Here is a 15,854-nt window from a genome sequence, read left to right on the forward strand (position 1 = left end):
TTTTCAGCCCCATAGCATTGCGGCCCTGTGGATCAGCAGCAGTCCGCCACCCATGCTCAGCAAAACCCGCCCCCCTTTTCCGTCTTTTTTGCCATTTCAGTGTCCCTCTGAAGAAAGCGAAAATGCGCCCTGAGGCGCATCCGGATGCTGCAAGATTGCTGCGGGAGCCGCCAGAAGGCGACTCAGGTACGCAATCAGTTGTTCAGCGTGTAATCGAGTGTGATCTCTGCATTAAGCACCTGCGAAACCGGACAGCCGGCTTTAGCTTTATTGATGATTTCATCAAAGGTGTCGTTATCAATGCCCGGCAGCGAGATGGTGCTGGTCAGCGCCACTTTCGTAATCGCGAAGCCTTCACCTTTTTTGTCCAGCGACACATCGGCACTGGTATCAATGCTTTCAGGTTTATGGCCTGCGTTACCTAACATGAGCGACAGTGCCATTGAAAAACAGGCGGCATGTGCTGCGCCGATAAGCTCTTCCGGATTGGTGCCTTTCTGCCCTTCGAAACGGGTGTTAAAGCCGTAAGGTTGCTGGTTCAGTACACCACTTTCTGTGCTGACTGTGCCTTTGCCTTTGATATCGCCTTCCCAATGCGCCGAACCTTTCTTATGAATGGTCATATCATTCCTCCTGTTGGTAAAGAAGGTAAGTATAGACAACGTCGCTCAGTTTGCCGGGCATGAGGCCGGATGCAGGGCCACTTCGCCCAGCAACGCATTCGCCTGCACCAGCGACGTCTGGTTGATATCGGCTATACACTTCGCGCCTGTTAAGGTCATCGCGACTTTCATTTCGTTTTCAATCAGCGTCAGCAGATGTTCGACGCCACGTTGGCCATGTGTGGCCAGCGCGTAAACAAAGGCCCGTCCCAGCAGAACAGTATCTGCGCCCAACGCAATCATGCGCACCACATCAAGCCCATTACGGATGCCGCTGTCGGCAAGAATCGTCATATCCCCCTTCACCGCATCCGCGATGGCCGGTAAGGCACGAGCCGAAGACAACACGCCGTCCAGCTGGCGTCCGCCATGGTTTGAGACCACAATGCCATCGGCACCAAACCGCACCGCATCGCGGGCATCTTCCGGATCCAGAATGCCTTTAATCACCATTGGCCCGTCCCAGAACTCACGGATCCATTCCAGATCTTTCCAGGAAATCGACGGATCGAAATTCTTTGCCAGCCAGCCAATATAGTCTTCCAGCCCGGTCGGTTTGCCCAGATAGGTGGAAATATTGCCCAGATCGTGTGGTCGGCCCTGTAGCCCAACATCCAGTGCCCAGCGTGGGTGCGTGACAGCCTGCCAGTAGCGGCGCAGGGCCGCGTGCTTGCCGCTCATGCCCGAGTGCGCATCGCGATAGCGTGCGCCCGGCGTTGGCATATCAACGGTAAATACTAATGTGGTACAGCCCGCCGCTTTTGCCCGCTCAAGGGCGTTACGCATAAAGCCGCGATCGCGCAGCACATACAGTTGAAACCACATGGGCCGACTGATTTGCGGTGCCACTTCCTCAATCGGGCAAACGGAGACGGTCGATAAGGTAAACGGAATCCCTTTGCCCGCCGCAGCGCGCGCGGCCTGCACTTCCCCCCGACGCGCGTACATGCCACACAGCCCAACCGGTGCCAGCGCGACGGGCATGGACAGCGTTTCACTGAACAGCGTGGTTTCCAGGCTGAGCGCCGACATGTTCCGGAGAATGCGCTGGCGCAACGCCACGTCTGACAGATCGGCAACATTCCGCCGTAGCGTATGCTCTGCATAGGCACCGCCATCCAGATAATGAAACAGAAAAGGCGGTAAAATGCGCTGCGCGGCGGCGCGATAGTCACTGGCGGCAGAGATGATCATCAGCGGTTTTCCTTGTGATTGTGCAGGTCATGACCCGGCAAACGCGTAATTCGCGCCTGCCTGGCTTCGTCTTCATCAAGTGTTTTCATCGTGGTGTGAACAAAACCCAGATGATCCATGGCGGCTGACCGGGCAGCCTCGGCATCGCCCAGTAAAATCGCGTCGAGCATCGCCCGGTGCTGATCGGTCAGGCGGTCAAAAATCACGGGTCTGATGTACATCAGCTTACGACTGTGCAGCATGGACGAGTGCAGTAAATCGAATAACCCCCGCATGGTTTGCAGCAGCACGATGTTGTGTGAGGCTTCTGCGATGGCCAGATGAAAGCGCAGATCGGCCTGCCCGGCCAGATGGGGATCGTCACTCTCTTTCATCGCCAGCGTGGCATCAAAGGCGTACCGCAGACGCTCTTTATCTGACTCGGTAGCCCGTAGCGCCGCATGCCAGGCCGTGCTTCCCTCAATCGCATGGCGCGCTTCAAGAATGTCGTAACGGTAGTCTGGATCGTTGGCGAGAAGCTGACGAATGGGCTCGACGATGCGCTGCTCAGACCAGGGCTCCTGCGGCTGACGCAGCCAGGTACCGTCACCGCGCCGACTCATCAAAACGCCGCTGCTGATCAGTTGCTGAATAGCTTCACGCAGCGACGAACGGGAAACGCCCAGCGCGGCCGCCAGCTGACGCTCGGCGGGCAAACGCATGCCCGGCTCAAGCTGATGATCGCGGATATAGTGCTTAAGCCGCATCGGTAAGGGATCGTTTGGTGTCATGGGATCATCCAGGGAAAAACGTAAGCCTGCAGCGTGGTCATCACCCCAACCAGGCCGGTGAAGATCAGGCTGTGCTTTACGGTGAAGCGGAACAGATCGGACTCTTTGCCGACCAGACCGACCGCTGCACAGGCAATAGCGATCGACTGGGGAGAGATCATTTTACCGGTGACGCCACCCGTGGTATTCGCTGCCACCAGCAGGATATCGGAAACGCCAATCTGCTGCGCCGTGGTGGCCTGCAACGCGGCAAACAGCGCGTTGGAGGAGGTATCCGAACCGGTAAGAAACACGCCAAGCCAGCCCAGAAAGGGGGAGAAAAAGGTAAAGGCATGGCCCGTGTGCGCTAAGGCCAGCGCCAGCGTGGCTGATAAACCCGAGTAGTTCGAGATAAAGGCAAAGGCCAGCACCATACCAATAGAGTAGATGGGCAACATCAGGGATTTCAGTGTTTCGACAAATGTCCCGACTGCCGCTCTGGGTTTCATTTTCAGAAAGATAATCGCCACAATTGCCGCAATCAGAATGGCAGTGCCGGTTGCAGACAGCAGATCCAGTTTAAAAATGGCGGGCCAGGCGCTGGGCTGTGCCACAACCGGCGGTATCCGGGTAATCCAGTCATGCAGGCCAGGGACGGGAATGCTCATCACCCAGTTGGCCAGTGCACCCCCTTTGGCAAACAGTGCTTTAAAGGGCGGGATACTCCACAGCGTTACCGTTGCGGTGAGAAACAGGAAGGGCATCCAGGCGCGAATGACCTGCTTTGTCGTATACGTCTGCTGACGTGCGGGTTGCGTCGCCGTGTGATTTTCGGCATCGCTGAAGCGAAAGATGCGAACCGGCTGCCAGACGCGCAGAAACAGAGTCAGGGAAACCAGTGATGCCAGCGAAGAGATAATATCGGGTAACGCCGGGCCCAGGAAATTTGAACTCAGGAATTGGGCTATCGCGAACGACCCACCCGCAACCATCACCGCCGGCCAGGTTTCTTTCATCCCGCGCCAGCCATCCATGATCGCCATGATCCAGAACAGCACGATGACGGTTAAAAAAGGCAGCTGGCGTCCGGCCATCTGACCGATGGCAAAGCTGTCCAGACCGGTAACCTGCCCGGCTACAATAATGGGAATACCCATCGCACCAAACGCCACCGGCGCGGTATTCACGATCAGGCATAACCCTGCGGCATAAAGCGGATTAAAACCCAGCCCTACCAGCAACGCAGCCGTGATCGCCACCGGCGCACCAAAACCTGCCGCGCCCTCTAAAAAGGCACCAAAGGAAAAACCGACAATCAGCATCTGTAAGCGCTGATCCGGCGTGATCGACAAGATGGACGCGCGAATGATATCGAACTGTCCCGTCCTGACCGAGATTTTATAGACAAAGACCGCGGCCACGATAATCCAGGCAATGGGCCACAGGCCGTACAGGAAGCCGTAGGCCGCTGAGGCCAGCGCCTGCTGCCACGGCATATGATACAGCAGCAGCGCAACTCCCAGCGACAGCATGACAGTGATGGTGGCAGCCTGATGGCCTTTCATCTTTAGCTTAATCAACGCAAAAAAGAAAAACAGAACAGGCAGTAACGCAATCAGGCTGGAGAGCCAGATGTTATTGAGCGGATCATAATTTTGCTGCCAGACCTGCATGCCGTTATCTCCAGAAAGGTGATGAGAGCGATGCGCGACGGGCATAAACACAGGGCGCATCTGTCACGCCCGTCCTGCTTATTGGTCCTACCAATTTTGCCAGTTGGGGCTTATCCGTTACAGATACTTAACCCGCTGTTAACCCAAGGCAACAGTTACGGCTTTAATTTTAACGTTATGTGAAGCACTGAAAAGGTTTAGCTGTTTTGGTCGGACCAATCACGGTTGTGGAAAGGCGTATTTGTAACTTTGCGGATGAAAACGCAGATTCAACCCGACCAGCCCAATCGTAACGCCGCACTGGAGCCACCAGATCGTGGAGAAATCCCCGGTCAGTGCATGTAACTGACCGGCGATAAAGGGCATACTGCCGGCAATAATAAAGCCAATCCCTTGCATGAACGCCACCAGTCGTCCGCCCGCCTGCGGATGCGCCAGATGGTCCAGCGCCAGCACCAGCGCCAGGGGAAAAGCACCACCCAGACCCACGCCCGCCATTCCCACCCACAGCCATGGATGGTAAAGCGGTGCAAACAGGAGGCCAAGCATACCGCTTAGCTGAAAAATCAGCGTTAACAGCAACAGCGGCCGTCGATCCGGGCCGCGCGTCAACAGCGGAAACACCATCGCCCCGGCGACCTGGCAGGTAATCATCACGCCCAACAGGCTTCCGCCCGCCTGTGCGCTCCAGCCGAGTTGATGGTAGAAATCAGGCAACCATGCCACGCAAATGGCATAACCGCCATTCACTAAACCAAAGCTGAGCGCCAGCATCCAGGCGCGCGCGTTGCGCCATAGTGAAGGCATCACGACCGACGCGCGCGCTGGCGACGTCACCCCGGGCATCCACGCCCAAAGCAGGATGGCCAGCAGCGCAGGCACGGCCCAACTGCTGAGGGCCATCTGCCAGCTCAGGTGAGCACTTAACCACGGTGTTAATGCGGCACCCAGTCCGCCCCCGCCCATCAGGGCCGCAGACCACAGCCCGGTCATCATCGCACTGCGTTGTGGAAAGCGTTGGCGGATAAAGCCCGGCATCGCCATTTGCACTATCCCGATACCAATGCCGCCCGGTAGCGTGCTCCCTACCAGCGATTCGCCCTGCGCCACAAAAAGGCGGCTGAGGAGCGCCAACACTAACAGAGCCAGTCCGCCACACAGCAGTCCGCGCAGTTGAACACGCTGCATAAGTGGTGCGCTGATTAACGCTATCGCTCCCATCATCATCATGGGAATCGCAGGCAGCAGTGACGCTGCCAAGGCGGAGAGTCCAATGCTTTCGCGTAACTGATCCAGCAACGGACTGACGGAGGTCATCAGTGGACGCATATTCAGTCCCGCCAGCACCAGGGCGGTAACGATCACAATATTCTCTTTTTTCATGGGCCATCCTGGAAGTAAACCTTGTCAGCCTGGCAGCTGTCGTTACTATTTGGAAATGGAATATCATCATGACAGGCAGTGGAAAAATGAATCGCCAGCCTATGTTCACGCCCCAGCAGCTTCTGAGCTTTGTTGCGGTCTGCGAAACCGCCAGCTTCACCCGTGCCGCCGATCGCGTGCACCTGTCGCAATCAACAGTGAGCCAGCAGGTGCGGCGACTGGAAGAGAGGGTGGGAAAAGCACTGCTGGCCCGCTCATCACATCAGGTAACCGTCACGGAGGAAGGCGAGAAGCTGCTGGGTTATGCCCGCCGTATCATTGCCCTGAATGGCGAAGCACTCGATGTGTTGAGCGATAAGTGGCGCGATGGTGTGCTGCGGCTTGGCGTTCCGGAAGATTTTGCGGCCCCCACGGCTGCCCTGCTGGCGCAGTTCAGTCGCGAACATCCCCATATGCGGCTGGATGTGATGAGCGGGATGCAGGTAGAACTACGTCGGGCCTGGCAGCGGGAGGAACTGGATATCATGCTGATTAAGCAACCTTACGGTGAACGCCCGCTGGCTTCCCGACCCGAGCCGCTGTTATGGCTGGACAGCGCCGCATATCCCTGCTTTGAGCATTCGCCGGTGCCGCTGGTCCTGTTTCCTCAACAGGGACTTTATCGCGAGGAGATCTGCCAGACGCTGGATGGGTTGGGCCGCAGCTGGCGCATCGGTTACAGCAGTGCCAGCCTTGTGGCCCTGTCTGCCGCCAGTGCCCAGGGCCTGGGCGTTACGCTGTTGCCTGCCAGCTGCCGTCTGCCTGCACATCGTGTGCTGGGCGACCAGCAGGGCTTGCCGGTGATTAACACTTTTGAGCTGGCGCTGTTTTGTCGCCAGCCGGATGAGGCGCTTCAGCGCCAGCTGGCAGAGGCACTGGTGACATTTGCCGATCTGCACTGGCAGTGAGTTTTTCACTGACAGGCAGTGGAAAAGGACGCTGTAAAACCAGAAACCGCGGGCAGATGCGGACGCGCCCCCTGTCACAGAGCTGGCATGGGGCGCGGACAGCCGAATGAAGGCGACGCTAAACCCGAGCCTCCCTCGTCTGTGACATTAACGCCATCGCAAGCGTATAGAGATGGGCGCCATCAGAAGCCACCGGATCGTCTTCGGCATAACATCCAATCATAGAGGCCACTTTATCTGCCGATAAGCTTTCCCCATAGAGATGCAATGTCAGGACTGCACGACCTACGATTTTAAGTACGTCTTCATGCAAGATCTGCGGGATATTATTCAATGAAAAAATCCTCTGCCAGTAGTGATATCGATGTATCCTCCTCAATATAAAGGCGTTTACAAGTCGTTTTCATCTTCTCTTCTGGCGATACTTTTGCATTATTAATGCGTTAATTCCGTCGCAAATGCGGAATAATCTGATTAACTTTAAATTGTGTATTACAAAGAAAATATTAGAAAAAACATTCTTAATCTTAATGGCTTAGTCCATGTAAGCGGTTTCACATTTGACGTTTTAATTGATTAAAATTTCCCAACTAATCTTTTTCATCTTCAGTTTATTCTTAGATAAAAGCGCCGCCCGGCGCAGGGTTTGCAGGTTAACATTGCTGTTGTGTACGCTTTCTGACAGACTTGCGCTCGCAATGATGCCCCAACTTACAGCCGCAGAGGCCGCACCCGTGACCGCTTTTTCCTCGCTTAATTCTCTTCCCGATAGTCAGCTCGATAACCTGCGCGAGATGGGCTATACCAGCATGACGCCGGTCCAGGCCGCCTCGCTGCCCGCTATCTTAGCCGGACGTGACGTTCGTGCGCAGGCAAAAACCGGCAGCGGCAAAACGGCCGCATTTGGTATTGGCCTGTTGCATCATATCGACAGTGCGCGTTTTCAGACTCAGGCGCTGATTTTATGTCCGACGCGAGAACTGGCCGATCAGGTCAGCAACGTTCTGCGGCAGTTAGCGCGCTTCACGCGCAATATCAAAATTCTGACCTTATGCGGCGGCCAGCCCATGAGTGCGCAGCGCGATTCGCTGGTGCATCCGCCGCAGATTGTGGTCGGTACGCCGGGCCGTATTCTTGACCATCTCAAGCGCGAAACGCTGCAGCTCGACAGTCTGCGCACGCTGGTGCTGGACGAAGCCGATCGGATGCTGGAAATGGGCTTTCGTGACGATATGGAAACCATTATTGCCGCCACGCCCGCCGCGCGTCAGACGCTGTTATTCTCTGCCACCTGGCCAAACGGCATTGCAACACTGAGCCAGCGCTTTCAACGTGATGCGCTGAGCGTCGTGACGGAAGAGGTCAGCGAACTGCCAGCAATCGAACAACAATTTATTGAAGCGACGCACAGCGAAAAATTGTCGCTGCTGATTAGCCTGCTCAGCGAACGCCAGCCATCGTCCTGTGTGGTGTTCTGCAACACCAAACGCGAATGTGATGATATTGCCGCCGCGCTTAACGCCCGCGAGATCAGCGCCATGCCCCTGCATGGCGATCTCGAACAACGCGATCGCGAACGTGTGCTGATCCGGTTTGCTAACGGCAGTGGTCGCGTGCTGGTGGCGACGGACGTCGCGGCCCGCGGCCTGGACATCAAGTCGCTGTCGCTGGTGGTGAACTACCAGCTGGCGTGGGATCCCGAAGTGCATCTGCATCGTATCGGCCGTACCGCGCGGGCGGGCGAAGAAGGCGCTGCCGTGAGTTTTGTCGCGGCCGATGAAATGGCGCGCGCGCATGCGTTAGAAGATTTCCTGCAGCAGAAGCTGCCATGGGTTGCCGCCAGTGCGCTCAGGAAAAGTAGTAAGCCGTTGCCGGCAGCCATGATGACGATTTGCATTGATGGTGGGCGTAAGGCCAAGATTCGGCCCGGCGATATTCTGGGTGCGCTGACAGGAGAAGCAGGCTATCGCGCCGATCAGATCGGTAAGATTGATCTCACCCCGACGCACGCTTATGTAGCGATTGAAGCGGCTCAGGCAAAATCTGCGCTGGTCAAACTTAAGCAGGGCAAAATAAAAGGCAAAACCTGCCGGGCTGTACTGCTGAAAGACTAAAAGAAAGGGCGAGAATCATTCTCGCCCTGCCGATTATGGCTCATCGATCCGCATAACGTGCAGCGTGGTTTTGTCACCTTTTCCGTGCACTTTACCGCTGACGCGAACTTTGTCGTCAGCGGAATAGGTTTTGCCATCGAACGTTTTCTTCGGCGCAATAATGGTTAAAGTGCCGGTGCTGTCACGAAACTGATAATTATTGTCCGCGACTTTTTTTACGATATAACCTTCCAGCGTGACGTAACCGCCCTGCCGAAAGTCACGAATCTGATCGATGTGCGTCTGTCCTGTGTCTTCTGACCCTTTGTAGCCTGCATCCTGTTTATGCTGTGGCGGCGGCGTATCACCTGCCTTGAAGCCACCTTCTTCCGCGTAAGCCCCTGTGGTCGCTACCGCCAGTAAGGTCGCCAGTACTAATTTTTTCATCGCTTACTCCTTTATAGGGAAAAGTATCCATGCTGCGTTCTCACTGTTAAGCCTGGCACAATAATCTCTTAACGTGCGTTTTCCCCTCTCACCTTTTTCCGATGGCTGCCGATAACTTCATCACACCCTTTTTCACCTGCTGCGCTGACGCTGAGGCAACGATGGATAATTTTCAGAAAGAGATCGATGAGAGAGCGAATCTCGCCTTATCGAATAAGTTTGAGCTGCTGCTGTTTCGCCTTGGCTCTGACCAGTTAAAAGGTAAATCAGAGCTGTTTGGGATAAACGTATTTAAACTGCGTGAAATTGTTCCGATGCCGCCGATTACGAAAGCTGCGGGCATGCGTTCGCCGTTGCTGGGCATGGCGAGCATTCGTGGACAGTTCATTCCTGTTATTGACCTGCCTGCGGTAGCCGGTTGCGTGCCTGAAACGGGCCTGAACTTGCTGCTGGTGACCGAATACGCGCGTAATACGCAGGCGTTTGCCGTCGAATCCGTTGAAAACATCGTGCGTCTTAACTGGAGCCAGGTTCATACCGCTGAAGCCGGTATCGGTGGACGTAACATCACCAGTATCGCGTGCCTGGATGACGACGAACAAAAAAGCAATCTGGCCATGGTGCTGGATGTCGAACAGATTCTCTATGACATCATCCCGTCCGTTCGTGGCGTGGAGCCTGAAGCGCCGAAAGAGCGTCAGTATAAAATGAAGCCCGGTTCCGTCGCGATTGTGGCTGAAGACTCCAAAGTTGCCCGCCAGTTGCTGGAGCAGGGCCTGAAGAGCATGGGCATTCCTGCCGTCATGTGTAACACCGGCCTGGAAGCGTGGGAAAAAATCAAAGCGATCCACCAGCAGGCTCAGTCGCAGGGTGAATCCATTCACGACAAGATCGCGCTGGTGTTAACCGACCTGGAAATGCCCGAAATGGACGGCTTTACGCTCACGCGTAACATCAAGCGCGACACCACGTTGCGTCATATTCCCGTCGTGATCCACTCCTCGCTTTCGGGCAGTGCTAACGAAGATCACGTTCGCAAAGTCGGGGCTGATGGCTATGTTGCCAAGTTCGAATTAAACGAACTGTCGGATGTCATTTTCAAAGCGCTGGAAGCCGCCAGCTAAAACGTAGCGGGCAGCACAACCCTGCCCTGCTGTCACCTAACGTTCAATACATGAGACTATGAAAATGCAGAGTGAAGCGCTTCCTGTCGTACGTAAGCCCCTGTTCCGCGGGCGTTTACGTCAGCTGAGCTGGATTGCAATGGTGATAGCCTGTCTGGCGTTCTGGGCCGGCGTTCTTGTGCTGATGGTATAAGCGCAGCCTGGAAAACGGCTTCTACATTTCGCGAAAAGGGAATGAAAAAAGGCTGCCACTGGCAGCCTTTTTGATTACGGTAAATGCACAACGCTATAACGCTCTTTAGCCTTTTCAGAGCGCCTGTGGCTGACTCTGAGTTGCAATCCTTGTCGCGTTAATCTGAACAACGACCGTTTTGCAAAAAATGCATTTTGCTCCATGCGGGTTGGCTCTTGTCACATCGAAATGTGATGTACGGTACTGCGAGCCATTACAGTGAGGACACTTGAAACGCGTAATTTTCAGTCCTTAGAGACCAACAACGTTTGCAGCAGCTGGGCCTTTAGCACCATTTTCTACTGTAAATTCAACTTGTTGACCTTCATCTAAAGTACGGAAATCAGTACCCTGGATTGCAGAGAAGTGTACGAATACATCTTTGCTGCCGTCCTGAGGAGAGATGAAACCGAAGCCTTTCTCAGCGTTGAACCATTTAACGGTACCGCGGATTTTGTTAGACATGTTTAATTCCTTAAATAATTGAGCCTTCCGGCGTAATGGCCTGAGAACAGATTTCAATCAGAACGTAAGAGAAGACTCAAAAAGAAGGAATGTCTCGCGACAGGCTTAGAGATGAGAACTGCTGTAGATACTTACTTTGATAGCGTCTGTTAATCAAACCGACGATTCATTAGGTCACATCCTCGCGTTGCATGCAAGGGTTATTTTGAAATCGATGCAAACAGGGCAGATAAGCCAGACGACGTGCCTCTGCCCTGTTCTGCCCTCAGCCTTGGCGAATGTGGATTCTGTGGCCCTGCTCACCGGCTGCCAGATCGTCACGCAAGGTTAACTCGGGGATCGCGTAATCCCCGCCGTTTTGCCGATAATAGCCAACAGGTGCAGTAATAAACAGGTTATCGAGCCGCTTACTCAGTTCCTGACACAGCGCATCAAAACGTACGCTATCGATCCGGCCGGTACGGTAAACCGTGAACGGCGGCAGCACGTCAAAGCCGGGGTAAAACAGAATGCCATGCTGAATGGGAAACAAAATGTCATCAATATGCCCATTGATGCCGCGAGGACTGTAATGCGACGCCCATCCGCCCATCGTGACCACCAGCATGGCGCGCTTCCCTGCCAGCGTACCTTCACCGTAGCGATCGCCCCAGTGCGTATCTGAATGTTCGCCTACGCCGTAGGCAAACCCGCAGGCATAAACACGATCGATCCAGCCTTTCAAGATGGCGGGCATCGAAAACCACCATAACGGGAACTGCAAAATCACCGCATCGGCCCAGAGTAGTTTTTCCTGTTCCTGCTGGATGTCTTCGCTTTGAAAACCGCCTTCAAAAGCCTGAGTGGATTCCAGTGAGGGAGTAAACCGTTCGGCATGTTGGCGATGTTGTGTGTCGGCAGGCGATACGCGCGCCTCCCAGTTCATGGCATAGAGATCGGAAACGCGCACCTGATGGCCCAGCCGTTCCAGATGACTGACGGAAAAACGCGCCAGCGCACCGTTAAGCGAGCGGGGTTCAGGGTGAGCAACAACGATTAACACATTCATAAACTATCCCGTGTTGATAAAAGAGACAGGTAGCCTGCGCCTGATTGTGCTATCAGTAAAAGTAAAGGAACGGATAGTCGCTATAGACAGGACTGATACCATGAAGCCCGATCTGAATTTGTTGATCACGTTAAACGTCCTGCTACAGGAAAACAGCGTCAGCCGTGCCGCTGAACGGTTAAACCTTTCCCAGCCTTCCGTCAGTGCCCGGCTGGAACGCCTGCGTACTTTATTTAACGATCCGCTACTGATTCCGGTTTCTCATGGTATGCGTCCCACGGCGCGGGCCGAAGGATTACGTCTTTCGCTTGAAGAACTGGTTGCCAGGATCGATGAAGTCGTAGCCGAGCCGGGCCCCTTTGTGCCCGCCGAGGCAGACATCACCTGGCGTATTGCCGCCACGGATTATGGTGCGCAGACGGCGCTGGTGCCGTTGATGAATACCTTACGTCAGGAAGCACCGGGCACCCGGCTTGCGATACTGGAAATGAAACCGGCCCTCATCGCGCAACAACTGGAAAAAGGCACGGTCGATCTGGTGCTTCATCTGCGTGACGGCGTGCCAGAGGGATTACATGTCCGCCCACTGTTTCAGGAGCGCTATGTGGTAGCAGGCCGTCAGGGTCATCCCGCCCTGCATTCTGCTATCACCGCCAAAGCGCTCTGCGCGCTGGAGCATGTGGTGGTGTCGCCAGACGGCGGCGGCTTTCGTGGGGTGACGGATAGCGTGCTGGAAGCCAGAGGATTGAGCCGGAAAGTGGTACTCTCTGTACCCCACTTTTTGCTGATGGGCACCGTGCTGAGCACCAGCGATTTAGTGGCGTTGATGCCGGAGAGAGTGGCGGCGATGATGCCGGGATTAATGACCGTGCTACCGCCGATGACGATTCCGGGCTTTGAGCTGGTGATGCTGTGGCATGCGCGATCGCACCGGGATTTGGGGCACAGGTGGTTGAGGGAGCGGGTGGTGGGGAGGTTTCAGGATGGGAATATGGTGAGGTTCTGAAGTACTATTAAAGTAATTAATATCATAAAGGTGAGCGATATGGATAAAGAGATACACGCCGAAGCGAGTAAGTTTTTAAGTTACATTTTACGGCATAAACCTGAAACGATTGGGTTAACTCTCGACGCGGAGGGGTGGGCTGATATTGATACATTGCTCCGCCTTTCAAAAGTAAAAGGCCATCAATTTGATAAGGACCTCATTCGCACTATTGTTGAAAAAAGCGCGAAGAAACGTTTTACCCTCTCTCCTGATGGCTTACATATTCGAGCCGCACAAGGACATTCTTCTCAGCAGGTGGATATCCGTTATGAAGAAAAAACACCTCCTGCTCTTTTATATCATGGGACTGCTACACGCTTTCTGGCATCTATCTTTGGGGAAGGCCTTAAACCTCAAAGTCGTCAATATGTCCATTTATCTGGCGATGAAAGTACAGCAATTCAGGTTGGCATGCGTCACGGAAAACCTGTCGTTTTGAAGATTCAGGCTCGGACCATGCATGAACAGGGTTTTACTTTTTTTCAGGCTGAGAATGGCGTCTGGTTAACAGAGAAAGTGCCTTATCAGTTTATTCAGCAATAATTACTCTTCACCTCCGTCTCGCTCTGTCTTATAGCGGGATGATTCAAGGCTAGCCATTTTCAGCCATTCATTAAAGCTATCTACATTACCTCTATTTTCCCAACCAGGCGAAGCAAAAGCATGTACATAATAGACTCTTGGATCACCTGTTGTGTTTGTACCATCAAAACAAGCTATATCGTCAGAGTAGTTTAATTTAGCAAATGGCACTAATTTTCGAGTAGGGTATCTTTCTTTTAATTCATTCATCCAGAATGAAGATGATTCCTGAGATTCACAAATAAAAGACCACGGCTCAATGTCAGGAATAATATCCATAGTCATTATTTCAGCATAGGAAGCCGGATATCTAAAATCATCAGGAAGTTCGTCCTTTGTGTATAAATAAACACCCATTTATTACTTTCCTTTTCCTGTTACTCTGGGAGGTTCAGTTGATCCATAAGGATTATTGGTACAAAAGCCGCCAAACTGTTTATTTATTCTACCTGTTACTGCCTCCCCCCAAGTTTGAGGAACAAAATCACGTTTTCTGTCTGCAAAACGTTCAACTTCAGAAGGTGTTAATGTCTCGTTATAGCTTCTTACATTCGCTTCAATATTTATACCTGCTTCTCTGGCAGCCCTGATCCTCGTGTTATCAATGCTGGTCCTTTTCCATCAGGAATTTTGATAACATCCACTGGTTCTCCCTTATTTCAGTAATTGTTTAGGAGTAGCAAACCCACATTCTTTATCTATGGAATAACGCCCTCCATCCCATCTATAAGCTTCAATCTCATTACATATTAATCTAATTTTTGTAAAGGGATTCCCCTCATCATCATAGTTGCTAAAAACCCTCCAAATCATCTCACCATCTCCATTTAGATAATAAATATTCCGTGCGCACTCAACTTTCCCATATAGATCCTGCATACCTAATCGATTAATAACTACAATTTTTTTTCCATCATCAAGCAAAACTTCGCTCAAAACATTATCATTCATTATCACACTCTCACTTTATCGGTCCAGGAACACCAAAGCTAGTATCTGAAATTTGATCTAAAAGTTGATATTGCACATTTCCGCTTTCGGAAGCTCCAAATTCAGGTTGAGCGGCGACCTTAACAACTTGCATTCTTGTACCAGTTGGTACAGTAACCTCCGCAACTTGTGTTGGTACGTTTGGTAAGGCCAGATGTTGTTGAATTTGCTTAGGGGTCATTCCTGCAATTTCATCCGCCCGAACCAGAAATGCACCTATAGGGTTATTTGATGTAGAAACACGCACAAAAGTCAAATCTGATGTCATCGTGAATGTTCTAACCTGTGTTGCTGAATCATAAGGAGCATTCCAGCCTCTATTGATGAAAGGAGCATTTGCTTCGTCTGCATTTATGGCCTTAACATTAGATATCATGCTATTTTTAGATGGATATAATGTTGCTGCCGCAGTTTTACCGATACCTACTGCACCGCCAGCGCCAATACCGCCTGGTACTATAGCTTCCGATAACTGAATACCGCTATTATGCAGACATATATACAGCTCGTCCTTACAGGTCTGTAACGCGACTTGCTCCATCCGTGCAATTGCAGGTGTAGCGGCGGCGAGTAAACCACCACCCAGACCGGCGGGGATCGCAACTGTCAGTGCATCATTTATCGCCTTACCACGCTCACACGCTGCACCAACCGGATTATCAGCACAGGATGCAATATCTTGACCGTGCTTTCTTACAAAATCTTTCTGACCTAGCTCTGTGCCGCCCCCCATTAAATTATTCTCAACCGTAACCTTCCCGGCCTGACATCACTCTGATTAATACGAACGGTGAGCGCTGACACATTTTAATCTGGCAGTGTGAAGCGTTAGACAACGAGCAATGTGGTGCGTCAGTAAATATACCGACAACTACATCGACCATTTAATTTTATTGCGGTTTTATACTCTCCAGCACGATTCGTCTGGCGATTCGATTCGCGAGTCGGCTGCAGAGTCGCCACCAATAAACATGCGATTCAACTCCAGATTAATTTCGTGATAATCTATTGTTTTTTATAAAGATAGCCAGTGCTTACTTTGTGACGACTCGCCGATGACTTGCCATAGAGTCATAGGCAAGTCGGATCTGCATAATAGAAATTTTTATAACCTAATTTTGAAATTATAACTTAATTATTTTAAAGGCCCATCAAAAAAATTAGTTTTGCGTGAGTGTGGGGATTTTATTGATGAGGAGACATATTTAGATTTAAAA

18 protein-coding genes are annotated in these 15,854 nt (G+C 52.6%); 6 read left to right on the top strand and 12 right to left on the bottom strand.

Going from position 1 to position 15,854, the window contains the following annotated elements; genetic code table 11:
- Nucleotides 1–194 precede the first annotated feature (194 nt).
- The 5 genes from C1N59_RS15640 to C1N59_RS15660 form a co-directional block, all read right to left on the bottom strand.
- The gene (locus tag C1N59_RS15640; RefSeq protein ID WP_006118083.1) at nt 195–623 is read right to left on the bottom strand and encodes an OsmC family protein; all 429 of its coding nucleotides are present in this window, start codon (nt 621–623) and stop codon (nt 195–197) included.
- Nucleotides 624–668: 45 nt separating this feature from the next.
- Nucleotides 669–1,856: an FMN-dependent L-lactate dehydrogenase LldD gene (lldD, locus tag C1N59_RS15645; RefSeq protein WP_006118082.1), complete on the bottom strand. Its 1,188-nt coding sequence runs from the start codon at nt 1,854–1,856 to the stop codon at nt 669–671.
- Nucleotides 1,856–2,626: a transcriptional regulator LldR gene (gene lldR / locus C1N59_RS15650; protein WP_033738599.1), complete on the bottom strand. Its 771-nt coding sequence runs from the start codon at nt 2,624–2,626 to the stop codon at nt 1,856–1,858. Before lldR ends, lldD begins: the two co-directional genes overlap by 1 nt.
- Entirely contained in the window at nt 2,623–4,278 is a 1,656-nt protein-coding gene (lldP, locus tag C1N59_RS15655) for an L-lactate permease (protein ID WP_394550878.1), read from the bottom strand. The genes lldR and lldP overlap by 4 nt, the downstream gene beginning before the upstream one ends.
- 219 nt (nt 4,279–4,497) lie before the next feature.
- On the bottom strand, nt 4,498–5,661 hold the full coding sequence (locus tag C1N59_RS15660; protein ID WP_162286718.1) for a cyanate transporter: 1,164 nt from the start codon (nt 5,659–5,661) through the stop codon (nt 4,498–4,500).
- Nucleotides 5,662–5,747: 86 nt separating this feature from the next.
- Between C1N59_RS15660 and C1N59_RS15665 the strand changes: the two genes are divergently transcribed.
- Nucleotides 5,748–6,608 (top strand): LysR family transcriptional regulator, encoded by an 861-nt coding sequence (locus C1N59_RS15665; protein WP_033738778.1) that lies wholly within the window; start codon nt 5,748–5,750, stop codon nt 6,606–6,608.
- A gap of 734 nt (nt 6,609–7,342) precedes the next feature.
- Nucleotides 7,343–8,722 carry an ATP-dependent RNA helicase DbpA gene (gene dbpA / locus C1N59_RS15670; protein ID WP_394550880.1) on the top strand — a complete coding sequence of 460 codons (1,380 nt, stop codon included), beginning with the start codon at nt 7,343–7,345 and terminating at the stop codon, nt 8,720–8,722.
- Between the two features lie 33 nt (nt 8,723–8,755).
- On the opposite strand, the gene C1N59_RS15675 is transcribed toward dbpA, so the two are convergent.
- On the bottom strand, nt 8,756–9,148 hold the full coding sequence (locus C1N59_RS15675) for a YgiW/YdeI family stress tolerance OB fold protein (RefSeq protein WP_006118076.1): 393 nt from the start codon (nt 9,146–9,148) through the stop codon (nt 8,756–8,758).
- 161 nt (nt 9,149–9,309) lie between these two features.
- Between C1N59_RS15675 and C1N59_RS15680 the strand changes: the two genes are divergently transcribed.
- A complete protein-coding gene (locus C1N59_RS15680; RefSeq protein WP_006118075.1) occupies nt 9,310–10,272 on the top strand; it encodes a chemotaxis protein in 963 nt (320 codons plus the stop codon).
- A 58-nt stretch (nt 10,273–10,330) separates the two neighbouring features.
- Complete coding sequence (locus C1N59_RS15685; protein WP_255421330.1) at nt 10,331–10,465, top strand: hypothetical protein; 135 nt, start codon at nt 10,331–10,333, stop codon at nt 10,463–10,465.
- Nucleotides 10,466–10,579: 114 nt separating this feature from the next.
- Here C1N59_RS15685 and C1N59_RS15690 read toward each other — a convergent pair whose 3' ends face one another.
- From C1N59_RS15690 to C1N59_RS15700, 3 genes are all read right to left on the bottom strand, one after another.
- On the bottom strand, nt 10,580–10,753 hold the full coding sequence (locus C1N59_RS15690) for a cold shock small protein YmcF (RefSeq protein WP_110268586.1): 174 nt from the start codon (nt 10,751–10,753) through the stop codon (nt 10,580–10,582).
- 3 nt (nt 10,754–10,756) lie between these two features.
- Nucleotides 10,757–10,969: a transcription antiterminator/RNA stability regulator CspE gene (cspA, locus tag C1N59_RS15695; RefSeq protein ID WP_006118073.1), complete on the bottom strand. Its 213-nt coding sequence runs from the start codon at nt 10,967–10,969 to the stop codon at nt 10,757–10,759.
- A gap of 265 nt (nt 10,970–11,234) precedes the next feature.
- Nucleotides 11,235–12,017 (bottom strand): NAD(P)H-dependent oxidoreductase, encoded by a 783-nt coding sequence (locus C1N59_RS15700; RefSeq protein ID WP_054634428.1) that lies wholly within the window; start codon nt 12,015–12,017, stop codon nt 11,235–11,237.
- A gap of 100 nt (nt 12,018–12,117) precedes the next feature.
- Between C1N59_RS15700 and C1N59_RS15705 the strand changes: the two genes are divergently transcribed.
- Both C1N59_RS15705 and C1N59_RS15710 read left to right on the top strand, forming a co-directional pair.
- Complete coding sequence (locus C1N59_RS15705) at nt 12,118–13,023, top strand: LysR family transcriptional regulator (RefSeq protein ID WP_394549849.1); 906 nt, start codon at nt 12,118–12,120, stop codon at nt 13,021–13,023.
- 39 nt (nt 13,024–13,062) lie between these two features.
- Entirely contained in the window at nt 13,063–13,608 is a 546-nt protein-coding gene (locus C1N59_RS15710) for an RNA 2'-phosphotransferase (protein ID WP_394549850.1), read from the top strand.
- Here the strand turns inward: C1N59_RS15710 and C1N59_RS15715 are convergent, their stop codons facing one another.
- From C1N59_RS15715 to C1N59_RS15725, 3 genes are all read right to left on the bottom strand, one after another.
- The gene (locus C1N59_RS15715) at nt 13,609–14,004 is read right to left on the bottom strand and encodes an SMI1/KNR4 family protein (RefSeq protein ID WP_263756895.1); all 396 of its coding nucleotides are present in this window, start codon (nt 14,002–14,004) and stop codon (nt 13,609–13,611) included. It abuts the gene before it with no gap.
- 297 nt (nt 14,005–14,301) lie between these two features.
- A complete protein-coding gene (locus C1N59_RS15720; protein ID WP_263756896.1) occupies nt 14,302–14,598 on the bottom strand; it encodes a hypothetical protein in 297 nt (98 codons plus the stop codon).
- A 10-nt stretch (nt 14,599–14,608) separates the two neighbouring features.
- Complete coding sequence (locus tag C1N59_RS15725) at nt 14,609–15,370, bottom strand: hypothetical protein (protein ID WP_394549851.1); 762 nt, start codon at nt 15,368–15,370, stop codon at nt 14,609–14,611.
- Between the last annotated feature and the right edge of the window lie 484 nt (nt 15,371–15,854).

It is taken from the genome of Pantoea sp. SGAir0183 (genome assembly GCF_043545505.1).

What these genes read in the sequence shown, in the direction of transcription:
- C1N59_RS15700 (WP_054634428.1), bottom strand. Translation starts at nt 12,017, where the DNA reads ATGAATGTGTTAATCGTTGTTGCTCACCCTGAACCCCGCTCGCTTAAC.
- C1N59_RS15725 (WP_394549851.1), bottom strand. Translation starts at nt 15,370, where the DNA reads ATGGGGGGCGGCACAGAGCTAGGTCAGAAAGATTTTGTAAGAAAGCAC.
- lldD (WP_006118082.1), bottom strand. Translation starts at nt 1,856, where the DNA reads ATGATCATCTCTGCCGCCAGTGACTATCGCGCCGCCGCGCAGCGCATT.
- C1N59_RS15665 (WP_033738778.1), top strand. Translation starts at nt 5,748, where the DNA reads ATGAATCGCCAGCCTATGTTCACGCCCCAGCAGCTTCTGAGCTTTGTT.
- lldR (WP_033738599.1), bottom strand. Translation starts at nt 2,626, where the DNA reads ATGACACCAAACGATCCCTTACCGATGCGGCTTAAGCACTATATCCGC.
- C1N59_RS15660 (WP_162286718.1), bottom strand. Translation starts at nt 5,661, where the DNA reads ATGAAAAAAGAGAATATTGTGATCGTTACCGCCCTGGTGCTGGCGGGA.
- C1N59_RS15640 (WP_006118083.1), bottom strand. Translation starts at nt 623, where the DNA reads ATGACCATTCATAAGAAAGGTTCGGCGCATTGGGAAGGCGATATCAAA.
- C1N59_RS15675 (WP_006118076.1), bottom strand. Translation starts at nt 9,148, where the DNA reads ATGAAAAAATTAGTACTGGCGACCTTACTGGCGGTAGCGACCACAGGG.
- cspA (WP_006118073.1), bottom strand. Translation starts at nt 10,969, where the DNA reads ATGTCTAACAAAATCCGCGGTACCGTTAAATGGTTCAACGCTGAGAAA.
- C1N59_RS15710 (WP_394549850.1), top strand. Translation starts at nt 13,063, where the DNA reads ATGGATAAAGAGATACACGCCGAAGCGAGTAAGTTTTTAAGTTACATT.
- C1N59_RS15685 (WP_255421330.1), top strand. Translation starts at nt 10,331, where the DNA reads ATGAAAATGCAGAGTGAAGCGCTTCCTGTCGTACGTAAGCCCCTGTTC.
- C1N59_RS15720 (WP_263756896.1), bottom strand. Translation starts at nt 14,598, where the DNA reads ATGAATGATAATGTTTTGAGCGAAGTTTTGCTTGATGATGGAAAAAAA.
- C1N59_RS15715 (WP_263756895.1), bottom strand. Translation starts at nt 14,004, where the DNA reads ATGGGTGTTTATTTATACACAAAGGACGAACTTCCTGATGATTTTAGA.
- C1N59_RS15705 (WP_394549849.1), top strand. Translation starts at nt 12,118, where the DNA reads ATGAAGCCCGATCTGAATTTGTTGATCACGTTAAACGTCCTGCTACAG.
- lldP (WP_394550878.1), bottom strand. Translation starts at nt 4,278, where the DNA reads ATGCAGGTCTGGCAGCAAAATTATGATCCGCTCAATAACATCTGGCTC.
- C1N59_RS15680 (WP_006118075.1), top strand. Translation starts at nt 9,310, where the DNA reads ATGGATAATTTTCAGAAAGAGATCGATGAGAGAGCGAATCTCGCCTTA.